Annotated in this window: 13 protein-coding genes; 4 read left to right on the top strand and 9 right to left on the bottom strand. The window is 58.0% G+C overall.

The features are described from left to right. Nucleotides 1–82: 82 nt before the first annotated feature. Nucleotides 83–691 carry a TetR/AcrR family transcriptional regulator gene (locus tag C4S72_RS10950; protein WP_104003164.1) on the bottom strand — a complete coding sequence of 203 codons (609 nt, stop codon included), beginning with the start codon at nucleotides 689–691 and terminating at the stop codon, nucleotides 83–85. A gap of 92 nt (nucleotides 692–783) precedes the next feature. Between C4S72_RS10950 and C4S72_RS10955 the strand changes: the two genes are divergently transcribed. From C4S72_RS10955 to C4S72_RS10970, 4 genes are all read left to right on the top strand, one after another. Beyond that, on the top strand, nucleotides 784–1,821 hold the full coding sequence (locus C4S72_RS10955; RefSeq protein ID WP_104003165.1) for an aromatic ring-hydroxylating dioxygenase subunit alpha: 1,038 nt from the start codon (nucleotides 784–786) through the stop codon (nucleotides 1,819–1,821). 285 nt (nucleotides 1,822–2,106) lie between these two features. Further along, nucleotides 2,107–3,231, top strand: a complete 1,125-nt coding sequence (locus tag C4S72_RS10960) for a WD40/YVTN/BNR-like repeat-containing protein (protein ID WP_104003166.1) — start codon at nucleotides 2,107–2,109, stop codon at nucleotides 3,229–3,231. 33 nt (nucleotides 3,232–3,264) lie between these two features. Further along, nucleotides 3,265–5,658 (top strand): efflux RND transporter permease subunit, encoded by a 2,394-nt coding sequence (locus tag C4S72_RS10965; protein ID WP_235009124.1) that lies wholly within the window; start codon nucleotides 3,265–3,267, stop codon nucleotides 5,656–5,658. A 138-nt stretch (nucleotides 5,659–5,796) separates the two neighbouring features. Continuing rightward, nucleotides 5,797–6,756, top strand: coding sequence for a LysR family transcriptional regulator (locus C4S72_RS10970; RefSeq protein ID WP_104003168.1), 960 nt, complete (start codon nucleotides 5,797–5,799; stop codon nucleotides 6,754–6,756). A gap of 162 nt (nucleotides 6,757–6,918) precedes the next feature. Here the strand turns inward: C4S72_RS10970 and C4S72_RS10975 are convergent, their stop codons facing one another. The 8 genes from C4S72_RS10975 to C4S72_RS11010 form a co-directional block, all read right to left on the bottom strand. Continuing rightward, nucleotides 6,919–7,770 (bottom strand): AraC family transcriptional regulator, encoded by an 852-nt coding sequence (locus tag C4S72_RS10975; RefSeq protein WP_104003169.1) that lies wholly within the window; start codon nucleotides 7,768–7,770, stop codon nucleotides 6,919–6,921. Nucleotides 7,771–7,945: 175 nt separating this feature from the next. Next, nucleotides 7,946–8,920 carry an XdhC family protein gene (locus C4S72_RS10980; RefSeq protein ID WP_104003170.1) on the bottom strand — a complete coding sequence of 325 codons (975 nt, stop codon included), beginning with the start codon at nucleotides 8,918–8,920 and terminating at the stop codon, nucleotides 7,946–7,948. Between the two features lie 99 nt (nucleotides 8,921–9,019). Further along, on the bottom strand, nucleotides 9,020–10,234 hold the full coding sequence (locus C4S72_RS10985) for a benzoate/H(+) symporter BenE family transporter (protein ID WP_104003839.1): 1,215 nt from the start codon (nucleotides 10,232–10,234) through the stop codon (nucleotides 9,020–9,022). Nucleotides 10,235–10,348: 114 nt separating this feature from the next. Continuing rightward, nucleotides 10,349–11,152 (bottom strand): enoyl-CoA hydratase/isomerase family protein, encoded by an 804-nt coding sequence (locus tag C4S72_RS10990; RefSeq protein ID WP_104003171.1) that lies wholly within the window; start codon nucleotides 11,150–11,152, stop codon nucleotides 10,349–10,351. A gap of 32 nt (nucleotides 11,153–11,184) precedes the next feature. Then, entirely contained in the window at nucleotides 11,185–12,726 is a 1,542-nt protein-coding gene (locus C4S72_RS10995) for an AMP-binding protein (protein ID WP_104003172.1), read from the bottom strand. Between the two features lie 2 nt (nucleotides 12,727–12,728). Continuing rightward, nucleotides 12,729–13,232 carry a (2Fe-2S)-binding protein gene (locus C4S72_RS11000; protein ID WP_104003173.1) on the bottom strand — a complete coding sequence of 168 codons (504 nt, stop codon included), beginning with the start codon at nucleotides 13,230–13,232 and terminating at the stop codon, nucleotides 12,729–12,731. Continuing rightward, a complete protein-coding gene (locus tag C4S72_RS11005) occupies nucleotides 13,232–14,041 on the bottom strand; it encodes an FAD binding domain-containing protein (protein ID WP_104003174.1) in 810 nt (269 codons plus the stop codon). Before C4S72_RS11005 ends, C4S72_RS11000 begins: the two co-directional genes overlap by 1 nt. Continuing rightward, a complete protein-coding gene (locus tag C4S72_RS11010; protein WP_104003175.1) occupies nucleotides 14,038–17,034 on the bottom strand; it encodes a xanthine dehydrogenase family protein molybdopterin-binding subunit in 2,997 nt (998 codons plus the stop codon). Before C4S72_RS11010 ends, C4S72_RS11005 begins: the two co-directional genes overlap by 4 nt. Nucleotides 17,035–17,126 lie beyond the last annotated feature (92 nt).

Genomic DNA, 17,126 nt, shown 5'->3' on the forward strand with positions numbered 1-17,126 from the left:
ATGAGTCACTTCAGATACTACTAATTTTCTGATGACAGGATAGCGATTCCCATTGATTCAGGTCCAGCAAAAGAGCCACCCGCTAAAGTGCACGGCCAGAAAAGGAAAAAGCTGTCTCTAATACCGCACGCTCCATCTCCTCTTTGCCCACACCGGCCACCATATAGGGCTTTAGCATTTCGGCATGACGCAGATGCGCATAGCCATAAAGCGTCGACCACATCGCCACCATCTGCTGTTTCAACTGCCCCTCATCGTCGATCCCCAGCAGAGTTTTCACCAGTACGCTGACACGGCTATACACCGCCTCCACGGCCTCTCCCAGCTCACTGCCGGGCACTGCCTGCGCCATCAGATGAGTATCGAACATCAGCTGGAACAGCAGCGGATAGCCCTCGGCAAACTCAAGAAATGCCTGCCCCACTCCGCTGATGGACAGGCTGCTATCGCTGCTGTTTTCCAGCGGTTCCAGCAGCGCTCCCATCATCACGAAGCCTTCGGTCGCCACCGCCGCGAGGAGTGAGTCCCGGTCCGGGAAATGCCGGTACGGTGCGCCCCGGGATACGTTCAGCGTTGTCGCCAGTTCACGCAGAGAGAGTGCTTCCTGCCCCTGCTGCTGCACTACCTCAAAGGCGGTAGCGATCAGCGCCTGACGCAGGTTTCCGTGATGGTAGGTATCGGTTTTTTTCATACTTATCCGTTTGACCAGCTGAATCCACAATACTAATGTAAGCACTGCTCACATTTAAAAGAATAACATCCATAGATGAGGATAATAATAAGATGCCGTTTCTTAAAAACACCTGGTACGTAGCCGGCTGGGATAACGAAGTCCCCGCTGAAGGCCTGTTCACCCGCACACTTCTCAACACACCGGTGCTGTTTTTTCGTGATGAGAGCGGCAAGATCCAGGCGATCCACAACCGCTGTCCGCACCGTTTCGCACCGCTTTCCATGGGCCGCCACTGCGGTAACACCGTCCAGTGCGCTTATCACGGCCTGGAGTTCGACGGCAGTGGTGCCTGCAGCAAGAACCCGCACGGCGATGGCAAAATCCCGCGCGCGGCCAAGGTGGAAGCCTATCCGGTCGTGGAAAAGTACAGCCTGATCTGGATCTGGATGGGTGACAAGGAAGCCGCCGACGAGGCGCTGATCCCGGACTTCTCCTGCCTGGATCCGGAACGCTTCTATGTTGCCAAGCGCTACCTGCATGCCAAGGCCAACTACGTGCTGGAGTCAGACAATATTCTCGACCTGTCGCATATCCAGTTCCTGCACCCCAGCACCCTGGGCAGCGACCATGTCAGCCAGGCGATCACCAGCATCGAGCAGAACGAAAACACCGTCTGGTCATTCCGCCAGACCGTCAACGAAATCATGCCGGACTTCCTTTACGCCGCCATGGGCATCCCCCACGGCACGCCGGTTGATCGCTGGACCGATGTGCGCTGGGATGCACCCGCCAACATGCTGCTGATGGCCGGCGCTACGCCCACCGGAGCGCCCCGCAGTGATGGCACGCAAACTCCGCTGCCGCACCTGTTTAGCCCGGAAACCGACAAAACCACCCACTACTGGTTCGCCTTCCCGATGCCGGTAGAGATGGGTGAACAGGGCGCCGCAATCGCCGAACAGCAGGTCTCGGGCCTGGATGTGCCGTTCAGCACCGAAGATCTGCCGATGCTGGAAGCCCAGCAGAATATGATGGGCGATAACGAATTCTGGGATATGAAGCCGATCCTGTTGGTGGGCGATGCCGCCGCCGTGCGCGCCCGCCGCGTACTCGACAAGATGATCGCCGCGGAACAGGCCAGCGAGTAGTTACAGCCGCTGAATCGCCCCCACCTCCGAAGACAGATGCCGGCCAAGCCGGCATCTGTTTTATCGGTATATATATCGATAATACGGATACCTAATCTCTTAATTATCGATTAGACGAATCAATAACAACCCAAGTATGTTGATAACCGCCGCACTCAGTGACGGCAAAGCCCACAAGGCTTAACAACAAGAATCAAATGCTGGAGAACAATAATGAAGCAGCATATACCCAACAGATCTGCCGACCTGTTCTCCAGAAGAACATCCCACCCGAGGTCAGCAGTCATGAGTGAGCTCTCTCCCCTTTCACGCCTGAAGACCGGCTTGGCGGCATTCACTGCACCGCTGTCCAGGGCCGCTCCCATAAACGCGCTGCTGGTCAGCACTCTAGCGGCAGCGCTGCTTGCGCCATCTCCGGCCCAGGCCACCACCGCAACAGTGCTCCAGCAACCCGCACGGATGACGCCCATCGCCCAACGCGCGGTACTGCTCGGGCTGGCCGAAGCCGGCGAGCGACTGGTCGCCGTGGGTGAGCGTGGCGTGATCCTGCTCTCCGATGATAACGGCGATAACTGGCGCCAGGTCAGTGTTCCCGTGAGTGTGACGCTGACCGATGTGCAGTTTGTGGATGACCAGTACGGCTGGGCCATCGGTCATGCCGGCGTGGTGCTGGCGACACAGGATGGCGGTGAAAGCTGGAAGCTGCAGCTGGACGGCAACGAGGCCATCGAGATCGAGCTCAATGCAGCAGAGCGCTCCGATGACGAACAGCGCCTGAGTAACGCTGAACTGCTGGCCCAGGATGGCCCGGACAAACCTTTCCTGTCGCTCTATTTCAGCGACCGCCAGCACGGCATCATCGGCGGCGCCTATGGCCTGGCGTTTCGTACCAGCGATGGCGGCGAAACCTGGAGCTCGCTGATCGGCGATCTGCCCAATGACTGGGGCGCGCATATCTACGCCATCACCCAAAACGGCGACTCGCTCTACCTGGCCGGTGAACAGGGCCTGTTTATCCGCTCGCTGGATGGTGGCAAGCACTTCGACAAGATCGATGTGGGCTACCCGGGCAGCCTGTTTACACTGCTGACCCCCTCCCCTGCGGAAGTACTCGTCGGCGGCCTGCGCGGCACGGTGCTGGAGTCCCGCGATACCGGTTACACCTTTGAGCCGCTGTCCAACCCGATCCCGGTATCGATCAACGCCGCCCTTGATGGTGATGGCGGCTACCTGTTTGCCAACCAGGGTGGCCATATCCTGCGACTGCTGGATGACGGACGACTGATCCCTTTCGCCGATGCACATCAACCGCTGACCGATCTGGTACGCGCCGCCAATGGCAAGCTCGTCGGTATCGGCTTTAACGGCCCCAGCGTGCTGGATACCCAACGCAAAGCGGCTGCGGAGTAAGCCCCAATGCAACCAACCGAACAGAATAAAAAGATGAAAGATTTCGATACCAAGTCGGGTTCGCTGCTTGAACGCGCGATCTTCAACCACCGCCCGCTGATCATCTCAATCTGCCTGCTGGTCACCGTATTGCTGGGCTGGCAGCTGCAGGGGCTGAACTTCAACTCCAGCTTCGACAAGATGATTCCGGGGAGCCACCCGTTTATCGAGAACTACCGCAAACATCAGGATGAGCTTGCAGGTCTGGGTAACGCCGTGCGTATCGCCGTGGCCAACAAGTCCGGCGACATCTATGACAAGGATTACCAGGCCACCCTGCGCCAGCTGAACGACGAAATCTACCTGCTTCCCGGTGTCGACCGCGCGCAGATGAAATCGCTGTGGACGCCGTCCACCCGCTGGGTCGGCGTGACCGAGTATGGCCTCGATGGCGGCCCGGTGATTCCCGATGGCTATGACGGCTCCCCCGACAGCCTGGAAGACCTGCGCCGCAACGTGGAGCGCTCCCGCGAGATCGGCCAGCTGGTGGCCTTTGATCAGCGCTCCAGCATCATCTTCGTGCCGCTGCTGGAAACCACCGCCGACGGTACGCCGCTGGATTACACCCAGCTCTCCGAACAGCTGGAATCCCTGCGCTCGGCTCATCAGAGCGACAGCATCAGCATCCATATCACCGGCTTTGCCAAGGTTGTGGGTGATCTGATCGACGGCCTGAAACAGATCCTCGCCTTCTTTGCCCTTGCCATCGCCATCACCGGTATCGTGCTGTTCTGGTACACCCGCTGTCTCAAGAGCACCCTGCTGGTGATGCTCTGCTCACTGACCGCCGTGATCTGGCAGCTGGGCCTGTTGCCGCTGCTGGGCTATGCCCTGGACCCCTACTCCGTGCTTGTTCCCTTCCTGGTATTTGCCATCGGCATCAGCCACGGCGCCCAGAAGATGAACGGCGTCATGCAGGATATCGGCCGCGGCATGCACCAGTTCGTGGCGGCCCGCCAGACCTTCCGTCGCCTGTTTGTGGCCGGCCTTACCGCGCTGCTCAGTGATGCGGTGGGCTTTACCGTGCTGATGTTTATCGATATCCCGGTGATCCAGGATCTGGCCGTTACCGCCAGTATCGGTGTGGCGATGCTGATCTTCACCAACCTGGTATTGCTGCCCGTCATGCTCTCTTACCTCGGCGTAAGCCCGAAAGCCGCCGCCCGCAGTCTGCATGCGATGCAGGAAGACAAGGAGGGCAGTGCCCGTCACCCGGTTTGGCGTTTCCTAGACCTGTTCACCGCTAAAAAATGGGCCTTTATCTGCATTGGCGTTGCGGCGCTGATGGCGGTGGGCGGCCACTTTATCGGCCAGAACCTGAAGGTCGGCGACCTGGATGCCGGTGCACCGGAGCTACGTGCAGACTCCCGCTATAACCGCGATAACGCTTTCATCACCTCCAACTACGGCGCCAGCAGCGACGTCTTCGCTATCATGGTGGAAACACCGGCCAACGGCTGCTCCCAGTATGAAGCGCTGAAGCTGGTGGACGATCTGGACTGGCAGCTGCAATCCCTGCCCGGCGTGGAATCCACCAACTCCCTGGCGATGCTGAACCGCCGCGTGCTGGTGGGCCTGTCGGAAGGAAACCCGAGCTGGTACGAGCTGCTCAACAACCAGGCCACGCTGAACATGATCACCGCCAGTGCGCCCCGCGGCCTCTACAACGACGCCTGCAGCCTGCTGACCCAGTACGCCTACCTGGCCGATCACAAGGCCGACACCCTGACCCGCGTTGTTGACTGGGTGGAAGACTTTGCCGCCGCCAATAACAGCGAAGACGCTACCTTCCTGCTGGCTGCCGGTAACGCCGGTATCGAAGCTGCCACCAACATCGTGGTGGAAGACGCCAACCAGGATATGCTGATCTGGGTTTACTCCGCCGTGATTATTCTCTGCATGGTCACCTTCCGTTCCTGGCGAGCGGTGGTCTGTGCGGTGCTCCCGCTGATGCTCACCTCGATCCTCTGTGAAGCGCTGATGGTCAGCCTGGATATCGGCCTGAAAGTGGCGACCCTGCCGGTGATTGCACTGGGTGTGGGCATAGGTGTCGACTACGCGCTCTATGTGATGAGCATCGTGCTGGCCCAGCTGCGCCAGGGCGAGAGCCTGTCCCAGGCTTACTACCGCGCCCTGCTGCTCACCGGCAAGGTGGTGATGCTCACCGGCGTGACCCTGGCGATCGGTGTAGGTACCTGGATCTTCTCGCCGATCAAGTTCCAGGCAGATATGGGTATCCTGCTGGCCTTCATGTTCATCTGGAACATGGTCGGTGCACTGATCCTGCTGCCGGCGCTGGCCTACCTGCTGTTTCCGTCGGCACGCAAACAGCCCCAGGAGCTCAAGGCTGAACCGCTGATCGAGCAGAAAACCCTGGAATATATCTAAGCTCTCCCGATCCCAGTCCCGCCAGGCGCTGGCCAATATTTACCCTGACGGGATATTGGCCAGCCTTGGTTGGCGGCATAATCCCCTGTAAGGTCAATGTATTAGCGCGCTCTGGCGTATCACACAGAGGAACAGGCAATGAGACTCAATAAATTCGACATGAACCTGGTGGTGGTGCTGGATGCCTTGCTGACAGAGCGCAACATCACCCGGGCGGGCGAGCGCCTGTTTTTGAGCCAGTCGGCCACCAGCGGAGCGCTGGCACGCTTGAGGGACTACTTCGACGATCCGCTTCTGGTGCAGGTAGGCCGAAAAATGGTGCTGACCCCACTGGCGGAAAGCCTGGTGCAGCCGATCCGCAGCCTGCTGATCCAGGCGCAGACCACGCTGGAAACCCGGCCGGAGATGAACCCGGCGGATATCAGCCGCAAACTGACCTTCCTGATGTCCGACCACACCTCTACCGTAGTGATGCCGGCCGTGGCCCGGGAGATCAGCAAGCAGGCACCCGGTATCTCACTGGAGATCGCCACCCCAGGAGATGATCCCTGGTCCGAGCTCGATCAGGGCAAGATCGACTTCCTGCTGATGCCCAACACCTTCCTTAACGACGATCACCCCAAGCTGCAGCTGTTTATCGAGGAGTTCGTCTGCATCTGCAGCGCCGATAATCCCGATATCGGCGACAGTATCAGCCATCAGCAGTACGCAGAAGCCAGTCATATCGGCGTGGGCTTCGGCAGCCAGCTACGCCCGGGTATCGATGCGGTGCTGGCGAAAAATGCCGGTGTCGAGCGCAAAGTAGCCATGACCGTCAGCGCCTACAGCCAGCTGCCCCAGTACGTGATCGGCACCGATCGCATCGCCACCGTACACAAACGCCTGGCGGATTTCTGGGGCGAGTTTCTGCCGATCCGCATCGTCAAACCCGAGATCAACTTCCCGAAAATCCCCTGGTCCCTGCAGTGGCACCAGTACCGGGATCTGGACCCGGTGATCGGCTGGGTCAGAGACCTGATGCTGGATATTACCGGTGATGAGGTGTCGCGGCAGCTAGCGGTGGGTGAGGCTGCTGAACAGTTAAGAAGCCAAGGCTAGGATAAAAATAGAAGGCCTTGAAATAGACGGTTCTGAAATAGAGAGTCCGTTGAGCGCGGAGCTCTCAACGCGGCCCGCATCCCTGAACCTTATATGGGGTCCGGCAAAGGCCTGTCAATAAACCCGGATTTTAATCCAACCGCGCTTGCAGGTATGTTTCAGTCAGCCTCGGTTCACGTCGAGCACGCGCTGGTATTGGCTCGGAGGAGCGCCGATATGCCGCTGAAAGAAGCGCGTAAAATGACATTGTTCCGAAAAACCCAGCTCTTCGGACAATACGCCCAGAGTACCGCTGCGCTTATGAGCCAGCCAGTGCAATGCCTTGTTCATACGTTCTGTATTCAAATATACACTTGGCGTCATTCCAACCTGCTTTTTATACAGCGCAAAGAAGTGCGCTCGCGATAACCCGCATGCTGTGGCGGCCTTTACGATGACATCCGGATCATCCAGGCGCTCCAGCATATACTGATTGGCCCTTCGTATCCGCGCGTCGAAGCCCTCTCGCGGCAGTGAAACCCCAAGTCGGGACAGGTGCTTCAGTTCGGAGAAATCCTCGATCAACGAAATCAGCAGATCCAACAGGTGAAACTCAACCTTATCCTCCTGTGCCAGGCCAAACCCGCACATTTCCGCAATCAAGTGATCAGCCAAGGTGCGGTTACGTCGGTTTAGATCAATACAGGGGTGTGAGAAAAAGTCGGGATGTCCGCTCAACAACAGCGACTGTTGGGCGGTCGCGAGCCATTGAGGCTCAATATACAGGGCCAGGATCTGTGTATTACCTGCTCCCGGCTGATAATCGTAGTAGTGAGGCTCCCAGGCGTTAACGAGCACTGCGGTTGTATCGGTGAGCGCAACCTTGCGATCACGTACATGAAAGAAAGTATCCTCTCCCGACACCTTGATCAGGACATGGCATTCAGAATGAGCGTGTGTGACCAACGGCTTGTTCATATCAAGCAGGGCTACACGTCCAAAATCCCCATGAAAGACTCTTAATGCGCTCGACACCCTTCGACCTCCGCCTCTGAGACAGCCCCTGTAGTTTTTGTTGGTGGCCGCTCGATGTATTTTATTTTTATAGATGGATCGCTAAGTTGTGACTCGAATATGCCACAACCGTTCACAGGCTGCATCACGCCGGCTTCTGGTATGCGCTTAAACTGCCTGCGTCTCTCTGTCATCCTCATAGCGTACTGCGCGCTCTGCCTCTATAGACTCTTAGCACATCAGCCATGGTCGCCAATCCTATCTCTGCGGGTGTTTTACTCCCAAGATTAAGACCAATGGGCATATGCAGCCGTTGCAAGCTCTCATCGTCCAGGGAGCCAAGACGTTTCAACCGTTCTGCACGCTTCGCCGAAGTCCGTTTGGAACCCATAACGCCGATATAAAACGCAGGGGTGCGTACCGCCTCCATCATCGCCAAGTCATCAATTTTAGGATCATGTGTCAGCGCCAGCACCGCAGTCGCTTGATGGCACTGCCCCGAGGCGATATAGACGGAAGGCAGGGTCGGCAATACCTGTGCGTTGCCAAAATGGTAAAGCCCCTGCACCTCTTCCCGCGGATCACAGGCGATCACCTCACACCCGAGAGCCTGGGCGAAACCAGCGCAGGCCTCAGCGACCGGAGAGAAACCCGCCAGCACGATTCGCAACACCGGCCCCAGCCTGATCTTGATGACTGTTTCAGTCTGCTCGATCCGTTCCCCTCCAACTGCGGCGTCACTCAGCAACGTCATCTGACCACTGCCGAGTTCAACCTGGCGAATCAGCCTCTGCTGCCCCTGCAGTACTTCGCGGATGGAAAGCAGGTGCTGTACCAAAGCCAGGTTTGAAGAGGGGTGCTCCACCAGTACCTGAATAGAACCGCCACAGGGGAGCTGCAAACGCCGACTCTCCTCAGAGGTTTCGCCGTAACAGATGACCTCTACGGGCTGGCTGAATGCCCCACTGGAAAGGCTATTTAGAAACTCCTCCTCCACACAACCACCCGATAGTGATCCGACATAATCGCCATTATCACTCGCGACGAGCATGGCGCCCGGCTCCCTGGGTGATGAACCGAAGGTGGATAATATGGTGCACAACCAAACCGGCCGGCCGGCTTCAGCCCACTCAAGGGCCTTATCAATAACCTGCAAATCTAAATGACGCATCAGCCTGCCTTCCAAATCTTGTTCGTTGCAACGCAAAGAGGGTCATGCAGCCCGGCCCGGACTTACCTGGCGACCGAACTGCATGACCCGGTGCCACTGCTATCGGGTCGGCTCGCCCTCTTTCAACAGAGTCGATACGACAACCCCTGCGACCAGGGCCCAGAAAGGCGCGCTGATTCCAAGTAGAGAAAGCTTGCTCATGGCAACGACCAACGCAACGAAAGCCCCGATCTGGTAACCCAGGGATTTATTGAAAGCCTGCTGAAAGGCCGCCAGCAATACCCCGATCATCGCCAGCCCTGCGACAACCACGATCAGCGATTTGGGCAGCGCAAGAATGAAGGGCACCGCGCCCCCGGCAAAAAGGCCAAACAAACAGAACAGCACACCATTCACCAAGGTCGAACCGTAGCGCAGTGCAGGGTCATCACCGGCTTGAGGCGAAGAACAAATGGCCGTCATCGGGCCCGCTATATTGGCGTTGTGTCCGCCAAGAGCACCCGCGATCATGCCACCGATACCAGAGGTGATCGTCATCGCGTTAACAGGCGGTTTATAGCCCTCGGCCATTAAAACACCAGTGGCCTGGGCATTCTCCGCACCGATGACCAGAGCAGCCAGGGGCACAGAAATCGCGAAGAAGGCATCCAGGGTAAAACTTGGAGCTGTGAAGACCGGCATTACGAAATCGATATTCACCTCGGCCGGTTTAACCAGCCCCATCGCCATAGCAACCGCGAAGCCAACGACCCCGGCTGCCAACACCGGAGGCACCGCTTTAACGAAACGCGCGACCAGGAAGAACACCAATGCGGCGGCCCCCGCCATGATCGGATCGGCACCGATCGCTTCTGCCGCTCCAATACCAAAGCGGATCAACGCACCTGCGATCATTGCCATCACGATCGGCATGGGCAACCACCGCATCAACTTCGCGATAACGCCGGTCACTCCCAAAATAAACACTATCGCGCCGCTCATGATGAAAGCACCGACCGCCTCGCTGAACTGCAGCCCCCCGAGAGCCGCAATCAATATCGCCGCACCCGGAATCGAATACGCACCGCAGATCGGTTGCCGGTAACGCAGCGCCATACCAATACTGACCAAACCACCCAGAAAGTAGATGGCAAATAGCCAGGCCACAGTCTGGCCGCTGCTCAACTGGCCGGCTTCGGCAGCGCGTATAACAATAAGCGCAGGCCCGGAACATCCGAATAGAGCTGCGACAACACCTGTGCTCACCGACTTCAGATTGATTGCCTGACGTAATCCGCTGGCCTTCTGGCCTTTCCACGCTTCAGCCCCATCCATAGAACCCGCTACTGCCGCTTGGGAGTTATCATTGCTCATCGCTTACACCTTTTTTATTGTTATCGATGTTTTAGCGTCAGGGTGAGTAGCCTCGCCCTAACGCCTATTCAAAGATCAATTACCGCGAAACTCTGCTTTGCGCTTGCTGTGGAAAGCCTCGACACCTTCGCGGAAGTCGTTTGAACTACGCAGGCGGCTGTAGCAATGCCCTTCCATTTCAATCGCTACGGCCAGCGGTGCATCTTCGTTGTCGTTAATCAGTTTTTTGGCGGTACGTTGCGCCAGCGGTGAGAAACGACGGAGCTCATCCACCAGGGCCTCGGTAGCCTGTTCCAGCTCGTGATCGGGTACACATTCTGTCGCAATACCCCAGTCCAGAGCCTGCTCACCACTGATCCGTTTCGCACGCATCACCATGTGCTTGGTGCGGGCGATACCGATGATCTTCTGCAGACGAGCAGAGCCACCAGAGCCCGGGATCTGACCCAGATTCTGCTCAGGCAAGGCGTAGCGAGTAGAGTGCGCGGCAATTCGGAAATCGCATGCCAGGGAAAATTCAAAGCCGACACCGAAGCAATATCCCTGGTTAACGGCGATAACAGGCTTTTCACAGCGGGTAGGTGCTGCAACATTCCAGGCCAGTTTGGACACGTGTTCGGGCGATGCCTCCAGGAAGCCTTTGATATCGCCACCACTGGAGAAGTGTTCACCCTCAGCCCGCAGTACGATGACACGGACAGCCGGATGGGCATCCAGAGCCTCAAAAACCTGTCGCAGCACATCGCGTTGCGGCATCGCAATAACGTTGAGTGGCGGACGTTTCAAAACGATATCGCCACGCTCATGATCGCTATCGATTTCCACTCGAAAACCATCAAAGTCGGATGCTAGAAACTGATCAATATTGAAATTTTGCATAGTCTTATCCTGTTGTTGGGAATAGGTCGTTATCAAGAAGCGTTGGCGGTATTGGCAGTATTCGTGTGCTGTGGGCGCAGCATCCGCCTTAACACTTTGCCAACAGGAGATTTAGGGATTTCCTCGACGAAGACATAGCGTCTTGGCCGTTTAAAACGAGCCAGGCCGGCCTCCAGGCAATATTTATCGAGGCTGGCGTCTTCGATTGGCTCACGGGCTTTGATATAGGCAGTGATAACCTGCCCCCACTGCTCGTCGGGCAAACCAACCACGGCCACCTCTTCCACCTGAGGGTGTAAAGAAAGGCAGTTCTCAATCTCGGCCGGACTGACGTTTTCACCACCGGTGATGATCATGTCGTCCACTCGACCGGTAACAAAAAGATCGCCATCCGGGTCAAAATAGCCAGTATCTCCCGTGAAATACCAACCATCGCGCAGTGATTTGGCATCAGCATCGGGGCGATTCCAGTACCCCTCAAATGCTTCGTCACTGCCAAGGTCTGCGATGATCTGTCCCTCTTCCATCGGTGCAACCGCCTGGGAGGGTGAGGTCGCATCCATTGAGACCACGCGGATACGCTGATTCAGGCCGCCACGACCGGACGAACCCGGCTTGCTGATCGCATGCTGGTCGATGGTGAATGTGTAGATTTCAGAGCTGCCATAGTGGTTAACAAACAGCTTGGGACGAAATGCCTGCTCAACCCGGGCCATCAGACCCGCACTCATTGGCGCACCGGCAAAGCCAATCTTTTCAACGCTGCGAACCCTTTCCGGCGAAAAGGCAGGATGCTCGATCAGCATGTGATAGAGGGTCGGTACGAGATACAGGTTGCTGATCTGCTCTCGTTCGATCGCCTCCAGCGTTTCTTCAACATCGAATTTCGGCACACACACGAAGCAGCCGTCGATCAGCGCCATCGATAACAGCGAGCGTACGCCCATGGTGTGATAGAGCGGCATTACGCCCAGCGTACGCTCACCCTGGCTGTACATATTTTGCGCAACATGGGCAACGGCGGCCGCCCGCTCGGCGCGATGACGACGCGGAACCCCCTTGGGTTTGCTGGTGGTTCCCGAGGTGTAGAGCATCAATGAAATATCATCGGGACTGGCGCGTAATATGGTCTGCTCTGGCGCCTCTTCACAAAGCTGCTCAAAAGAGATCGCTTGCTGATCGTCAATATCACCGACAGCGACACGCGGCAGACGGGAAGCAGCCTCACAGCCGCGCACCGCCTCTGCTGCAGATTCGTCATAGACGAGTGCTCTGATCTGCGCATCGTTTATGCAGTACTCAAGCTCTTCCGCCGTAGCCCGCCAATTGAGCGGCGTGACGACAATACCGGCAAACTGACAGGCCCAATGCAGAGTCGCCATCTGCCAGCGGTTCTGCATTACCACTAACAGCCGGTCTCCCTTATTCAGCCCGAGCACCTCAAGCCCCCGTGCCGCGCATTGAATGTCGTCGAACCATTGGGTGTAACTGCGTCTAAACTCGCCCTGAGTGATGGCGATATCGTCTGGTCGGCGTTCAACCGCCGCCAGAAAGCTGCGTCCAAGATCAAACATTGTTATTTTTCTCCGTTCTTGCTTTTTCGCTCGTTAGCAACTTCAAGTACGGCCCGAACTATGCCGGTGTAACCGGTACACCGGCACAGATGACCGGAAAGCATATCCCGCACCTGACTTTCGGTTGGATCGGGCTCCCGCCCAAGAAACTCCGCGCAGGACATCAGGATCCCCGCCGTGCAGAAACCACACTGCAGCGCATGATTGCGCCTGAATGCGAGCTGCAGATCAGACATCAGCTCCCCTTCCGCAAGGGACTCAACGGTATCAACCCGACTGTCCTGAGCCTGCACCGCCAGCATCAGGCAGGACCTGACCGACTTGCCGTCTACCTGCACCGTGCAAGCACCGCAGACTCCATGTTCGCAACCGACGTGTACGCCAGTGGCACCCAGCTCATGTCGCAGAAAATCACACAGCTGCGTGCGAGGCTCCGCAAACCCTTCGCGCACTCGTCCATTCAATTGCAACTGGACCCGTGCCCCCTGCTTGGCAATCGTTTCCATCAGTGGCCCTCCTCAATCAGTCGACGCCCCAGATCCCGCACCAACTGGCGGCGGTAAGCGGCAGTCGCTTGCACGTCATCCTGTGCATCCAGCGACCAGGCGGTTTCGTTTAATGCAGCGGACAGGTCCTGTCCCGGCTCAAAGTCACGTGTCACCGGCCTGTCGGCGACACCGCCGATACCCAGGCGGATCGTGCCGGCACCGATAACGGCCGCAAGCGACACAATGGCAAAATCACCATGACGCATGGCCACCTCGTTAAAGCGGTACTCGGTACCCGGCTTGCAGAGAGGGAAACGCACTTCGGTTAGCAGTTCATCCGGACGCCGATCGGTGGTCAGGATGCCCTGGAAAAATGCCTCGGCAGTGACCGTGCGACTTCCGCTTCGCGACTCCAGCACCACCTCGCCACCCAGTGTCTTCAAGCAAAGCGGCAGCTCGGCGCTGGGGTCGGCATGGGCCACGGAGCCGCAGACAGTTCCCCGGTTACGGGTCTGGAAATGACCAATCCATGGCATCGCCAGCGCCAGCAGCGGCACTGTTTCACTGATGCGGGGCCAGCTCAGCAGCTCGACCTGGGGTACGCCGGCACCAACCGCGAGGCAGTTCTTGCGCTCCTCGATGAAGTGCAGCTCCTCTACCCGGTTGATATCGATCAACAGCTTCGGCTGGGTCATCCGCATATTCAGCACAGCCATCAGCGATTGACCGCCAGCGATAATGCGGGCGTCCTGGCCATACTCGGAGAGTAACTCCAGCACCTCGGCTTTTCGGGTAGGACGGACGTAATCGAAAGAAGCAGGCTTCATGCTGCACCTCCTTTGCCAAGCAGTCGGCGCAACCAAAGCTTGAATCTTGACCAGGTTCCAGTTGGCGCGGTTTCGCCCTGCATCTGTTGCGACAGACGGCTGAAGATCTGGCCGATGATCACCCGTGATGCGCCCTGCAACATGCGAGCACCGACCGAAGCGATCTTTCCGCCCACGGCTGCGTCGTACTGGTAATCAAGGCGGGTGCGCCCCTCTTCTATGGGCGTAAGGCGAATCTGCGCCCGCCCCTCTGCGGACCCCATCGGGCTGCTGCCGGAGCCGCTCAAACACAGTGCATTGGGGGGCTCAAGATCGCTCAACTGAACGAGAGCCTGGAAACGCGCCTTGATCAGACCGACACCCACCGTGACATCTGCGCGGTAGCGGTTTTCCCCGTCCAATACCAGCTGGTGGCAACCGGGTATGATCGCGGCAAGAACAGCAGGGTCGAGCAGGCTATCGAATATCTCCTGGGGAGAGGCTGGAACCTCTACACTGTCACTGGCGTGCAATGCAGAGCCTCCTTCGATACTCGGCGCTTCGACTTCTCGCTTAAGATGCTCAGGCGCCGGTGGCTCTTCGATTCCGATCAGCCCCCTTACTTTGGAGGGAGTCAGCGGGAGCTGAATATCAGCATGTCCCAAGGCATCGGCGACCGCGTTGGCGATACAAACCGGAGTGCTCATGTTGTTGCCTTCCCCTGCGCCCTTAGCACCGAGCGGAGTAAACGGTGAAGGTGTTTCCATATGCAGGATCACCGGCTCGACCACCTCGGGCGCGGTCGGAATCAGGTAATCGGCCAGGGTGCCGGATAAAAAGCTGCCGTCACGACCATATGCGAACTCTTCCATGAGGGCCGCACCAAGACCCTGTGCAAATGCACCGCGAACCTGCCCATCCACGAGTGCCGGATTAAGTAGCCGCCCGGCATCATGCATGGTCACATAGCGGTCGAGCCTGCACTCTCCGGTAACCGGATCGATCTCGACGCCGCAATAGTCAAAAATGAAGCCATAGCAGAGAGAGCTGTTAACCCGGTCATCCTCAGATGGCGCAGTCAGCTCCGGCGGCGTCCAGAATGCGGTCTCCCGCAGTGCGCCACCCTCATGTTCCGGCAACGTTCCCGGTGCCCAGTGAGCGGCGCCAACAACACGGTGAAAGGCTATTGGGTCCCGCTCTGGCGCAAACACTTTGCCATTCGCAAAGCGAACAGCCTCAACGTCGACACCGAGCTGCTCTGCCGCCACCTTCGCGATCCGGTCACGAATCGCAACGGCGGCACGGTAAACAGTTCCAGCGACTGCGCCAGCGAAACGGCTCGAGTAGTTACCGGAGGCGATCGACCAGGCATCCTTCTGAGTATCGAGCTCAACATTGACCCTGATCGAATCGAAATCGATGCCCAGCACCTCGGCAACGACCTGGGCCACCACCGTCTGGTGCCCCTGGCCCTGAGGCGTAGAAGAGATGTGAACGCTGACATCCCCAAGCGGGCCAACATTTATAGTGGCGGTACTGACAGCACCATTCTTCGGCCCGGCCTTGCGGCGCTCATCGGCCGTCATCGCCGTGGTGATATAGCCCATGTTGGAGATCGACGGTTCAACCACCGCAGCGTAACCGATGCCGTATATACGCCCCTCGGCCCGCGCCTGGTTGCGCCGCTCCAGCAGCTCATCGAGGCCACCCTCAGCGACGGCACGCTCAACTGCCCCCGGGTAGTCTCCCGAGTCCAGTAATGCACCAGCCGGTGCCTGGTAAGGAAATTGATCAGCAGGAATAAGGTTGCGGCGTATCACCTCCAGCGGATCGAGATCCAGCTCGACAGCGATCCGCTGCATCAGTCTTTCAAGGGCGAAATACACCTGGGGACCGCCAAAGCCGCGGTTCAGCCCCGTCGGTGTTTTGTTGGTCAGCACGACACGGTTACGCACCTTGAGATGACGGATACCGTAGGCACCCGAGAGGTTACCGTGCATGCGATAGAAAGTTGCTGGCTCCGGTGCCCGCAAGTAGGCCCCGCAGTCATCCATCTGATCGTAACGCAACGCGGTTACCCGTCCATCCGACTCAACGGCCGCTTCGATATGGGTCACCCGGTTGGTAGCCGACGAGGCGCCCTGCAGATGTTCAAGGCGGTCTTCAACCCATTTTACCGGCGCACCAACCTTGCGTGAGGCCAGCCCCATCATAACGATGTAGGGGAACACACCCTGCTTGATGCCGAAGCTGCCTCCCGAATCAGGCGGCGTGCGCAGACGCAGGCGATTACCAGGCACCTTGAGAGCCCTGGCCATCACAGAGTGCAGCGCATAGGGCCCCTGAAAATTGGAAAGCACATCGTAGGTGCCGGAAGCACTCTGGTAGTGAGCCACTACCACGTAACACTCCATCGGCGTGCAGGAGCTGCGTGGGTATTTAACCTTCAGCGAAACCTGGTGAGCGGCCTGTTCAAATGCGAGATCCGGATCGCCGTAGTTAAAATTGCGTTCGTTGACGATATTGCTGCCGACCGCTTCGTGCAGCACTGGCGCAGAATCTTCAGCAGCGATCTCTGGATCAACCGCTACCGGCAGCACCTCGTAGCTCACCTCAATGGCATCGGCGCCGTCTTCGGCCAGATAACGGTTATCGGCGATCACCACGCATACGGGCTCTCCGGCATAACGTACCTTGTCGACCGCCAGGCACCAGTGTTCCATCGGCTGGCGCACACCTACAGCGAAAGGAGCCGCCCAGCGGGCCACGTCTTCGCCGGTCAGCACCTCGTGGACACCCTGTATCTCCAGCGCCTTTTCCACGTTCAGGGACTGTATGCGGGCGTGGGCGTGCGGTGAGCGCACAACGGCTGCGTATAGAGTTCCCGGTGGGATCGAAGCATCATCTCCGTATCGGCCGAGACCGCGAAGGAGCGCTTCATCTTCCACCCTTTCGACACGGTCGCCGATGCGTCGGGTAGGGGCGTCAAACGCCACAGATTGATCAACTGTCATCTTCAACTCTCGCGGCTTAGTTATTGGATTGGTTGCGCGATACAGCAGGAACAAGGATATCAATGGGGAATTTTTTAACCTTGCCCCTGCTT

It is taken from the genome of Marinobacterium lutimaris (genome assembly GCF_900108065.1).
Lineage (GTDB): Bacteria > Pseudomonadota > Gammaproteobacteria > Pseudomonadales > Balneatricaceae > Marinobacterium_D > Marinobacterium_D lutimaris.

Bases quoted from the DNA above. Each gene is read 5' to 3' on its own strand.
- C4S72_RS10960 (WP_104003166.1), top strand. From the start codon at position 2,107: ATGAGTGAGCTCTCTCCCCTTTCACGCCTGAAGACCGGCTTGGCGGCA.
- C4S72_RS10985 (WP_104003839.1), bottom strand. From the start codon at position 10,234: ATGGATGGGGCTGAAGCGTGGAAAGGCCAGAAGGCCAGCGGATTACGT.
- C4S72_RS10955 (WP_104003165.1), top strand. From the start codon at position 784: ATGCCGTTTCTTAAAAACACCTGGTACGTAGCCGGCTGGGATAACGAA.
- C4S72_RS10950 (WP_104003164.1), bottom strand. From the start codon at position 691: ATGAAAAAAACCGATACCTACCATCACGGAAACCTGCGTCAGGCGCTG.
- C4S72_RS11005 (WP_104003174.1), bottom strand. From the start codon at position 14,041: ATGAAGCCTGCTTCTTTCGATTACGTCCGTCCTACCCGAAAAGCCGAG.
- C4S72_RS10980 (WP_104003170.1), bottom strand. From the start codon at position 8,920: ATGCGTCATTTAGATTTGCAGGTTATTGATAAGGCCCTTGAGTGGGCT.
- C4S72_RS10990 (WP_104003171.1), bottom strand. From the start codon at position 11,152: ATGCAAAATTTCAATATTGATCAGTTTCTAGCATCCGACTTTGATGGT.
- C4S72_RS10970 (WP_104003168.1), top strand. From the start codon at position 5,797: ATGAGACTCAATAAATTCGACATGAACCTGGTGGTGGTGCTGGATGCC.
- C4S72_RS10965 (WP_235009124.1), top strand. From the start codon at position 3,265: ATGAAAGATTTCGATACCAAGTCGGGTTCGCTGCTTGAACGCGCGATC.
- C4S72_RS11010 (WP_104003175.1), bottom strand. From the start codon at position 17,034: ATGACAGTTGATCAATCTGTGGCGTTTGACGCCCCTACCCGACGCATC.
- C4S72_RS10995 (WP_104003172.1), bottom strand. From the start codon at position 12,726: ATGTTTGATCTTGGACGCAGCTTTCTGGCGGCGGTTGAACGCCGACCA.
- C4S72_RS11000 (WP_104003173.1), bottom strand. From the start codon at position 13,232: ATGGAAACGATTGCCAAGCAGGGGGCACGGGTCCAGTTGCAATTGAAT.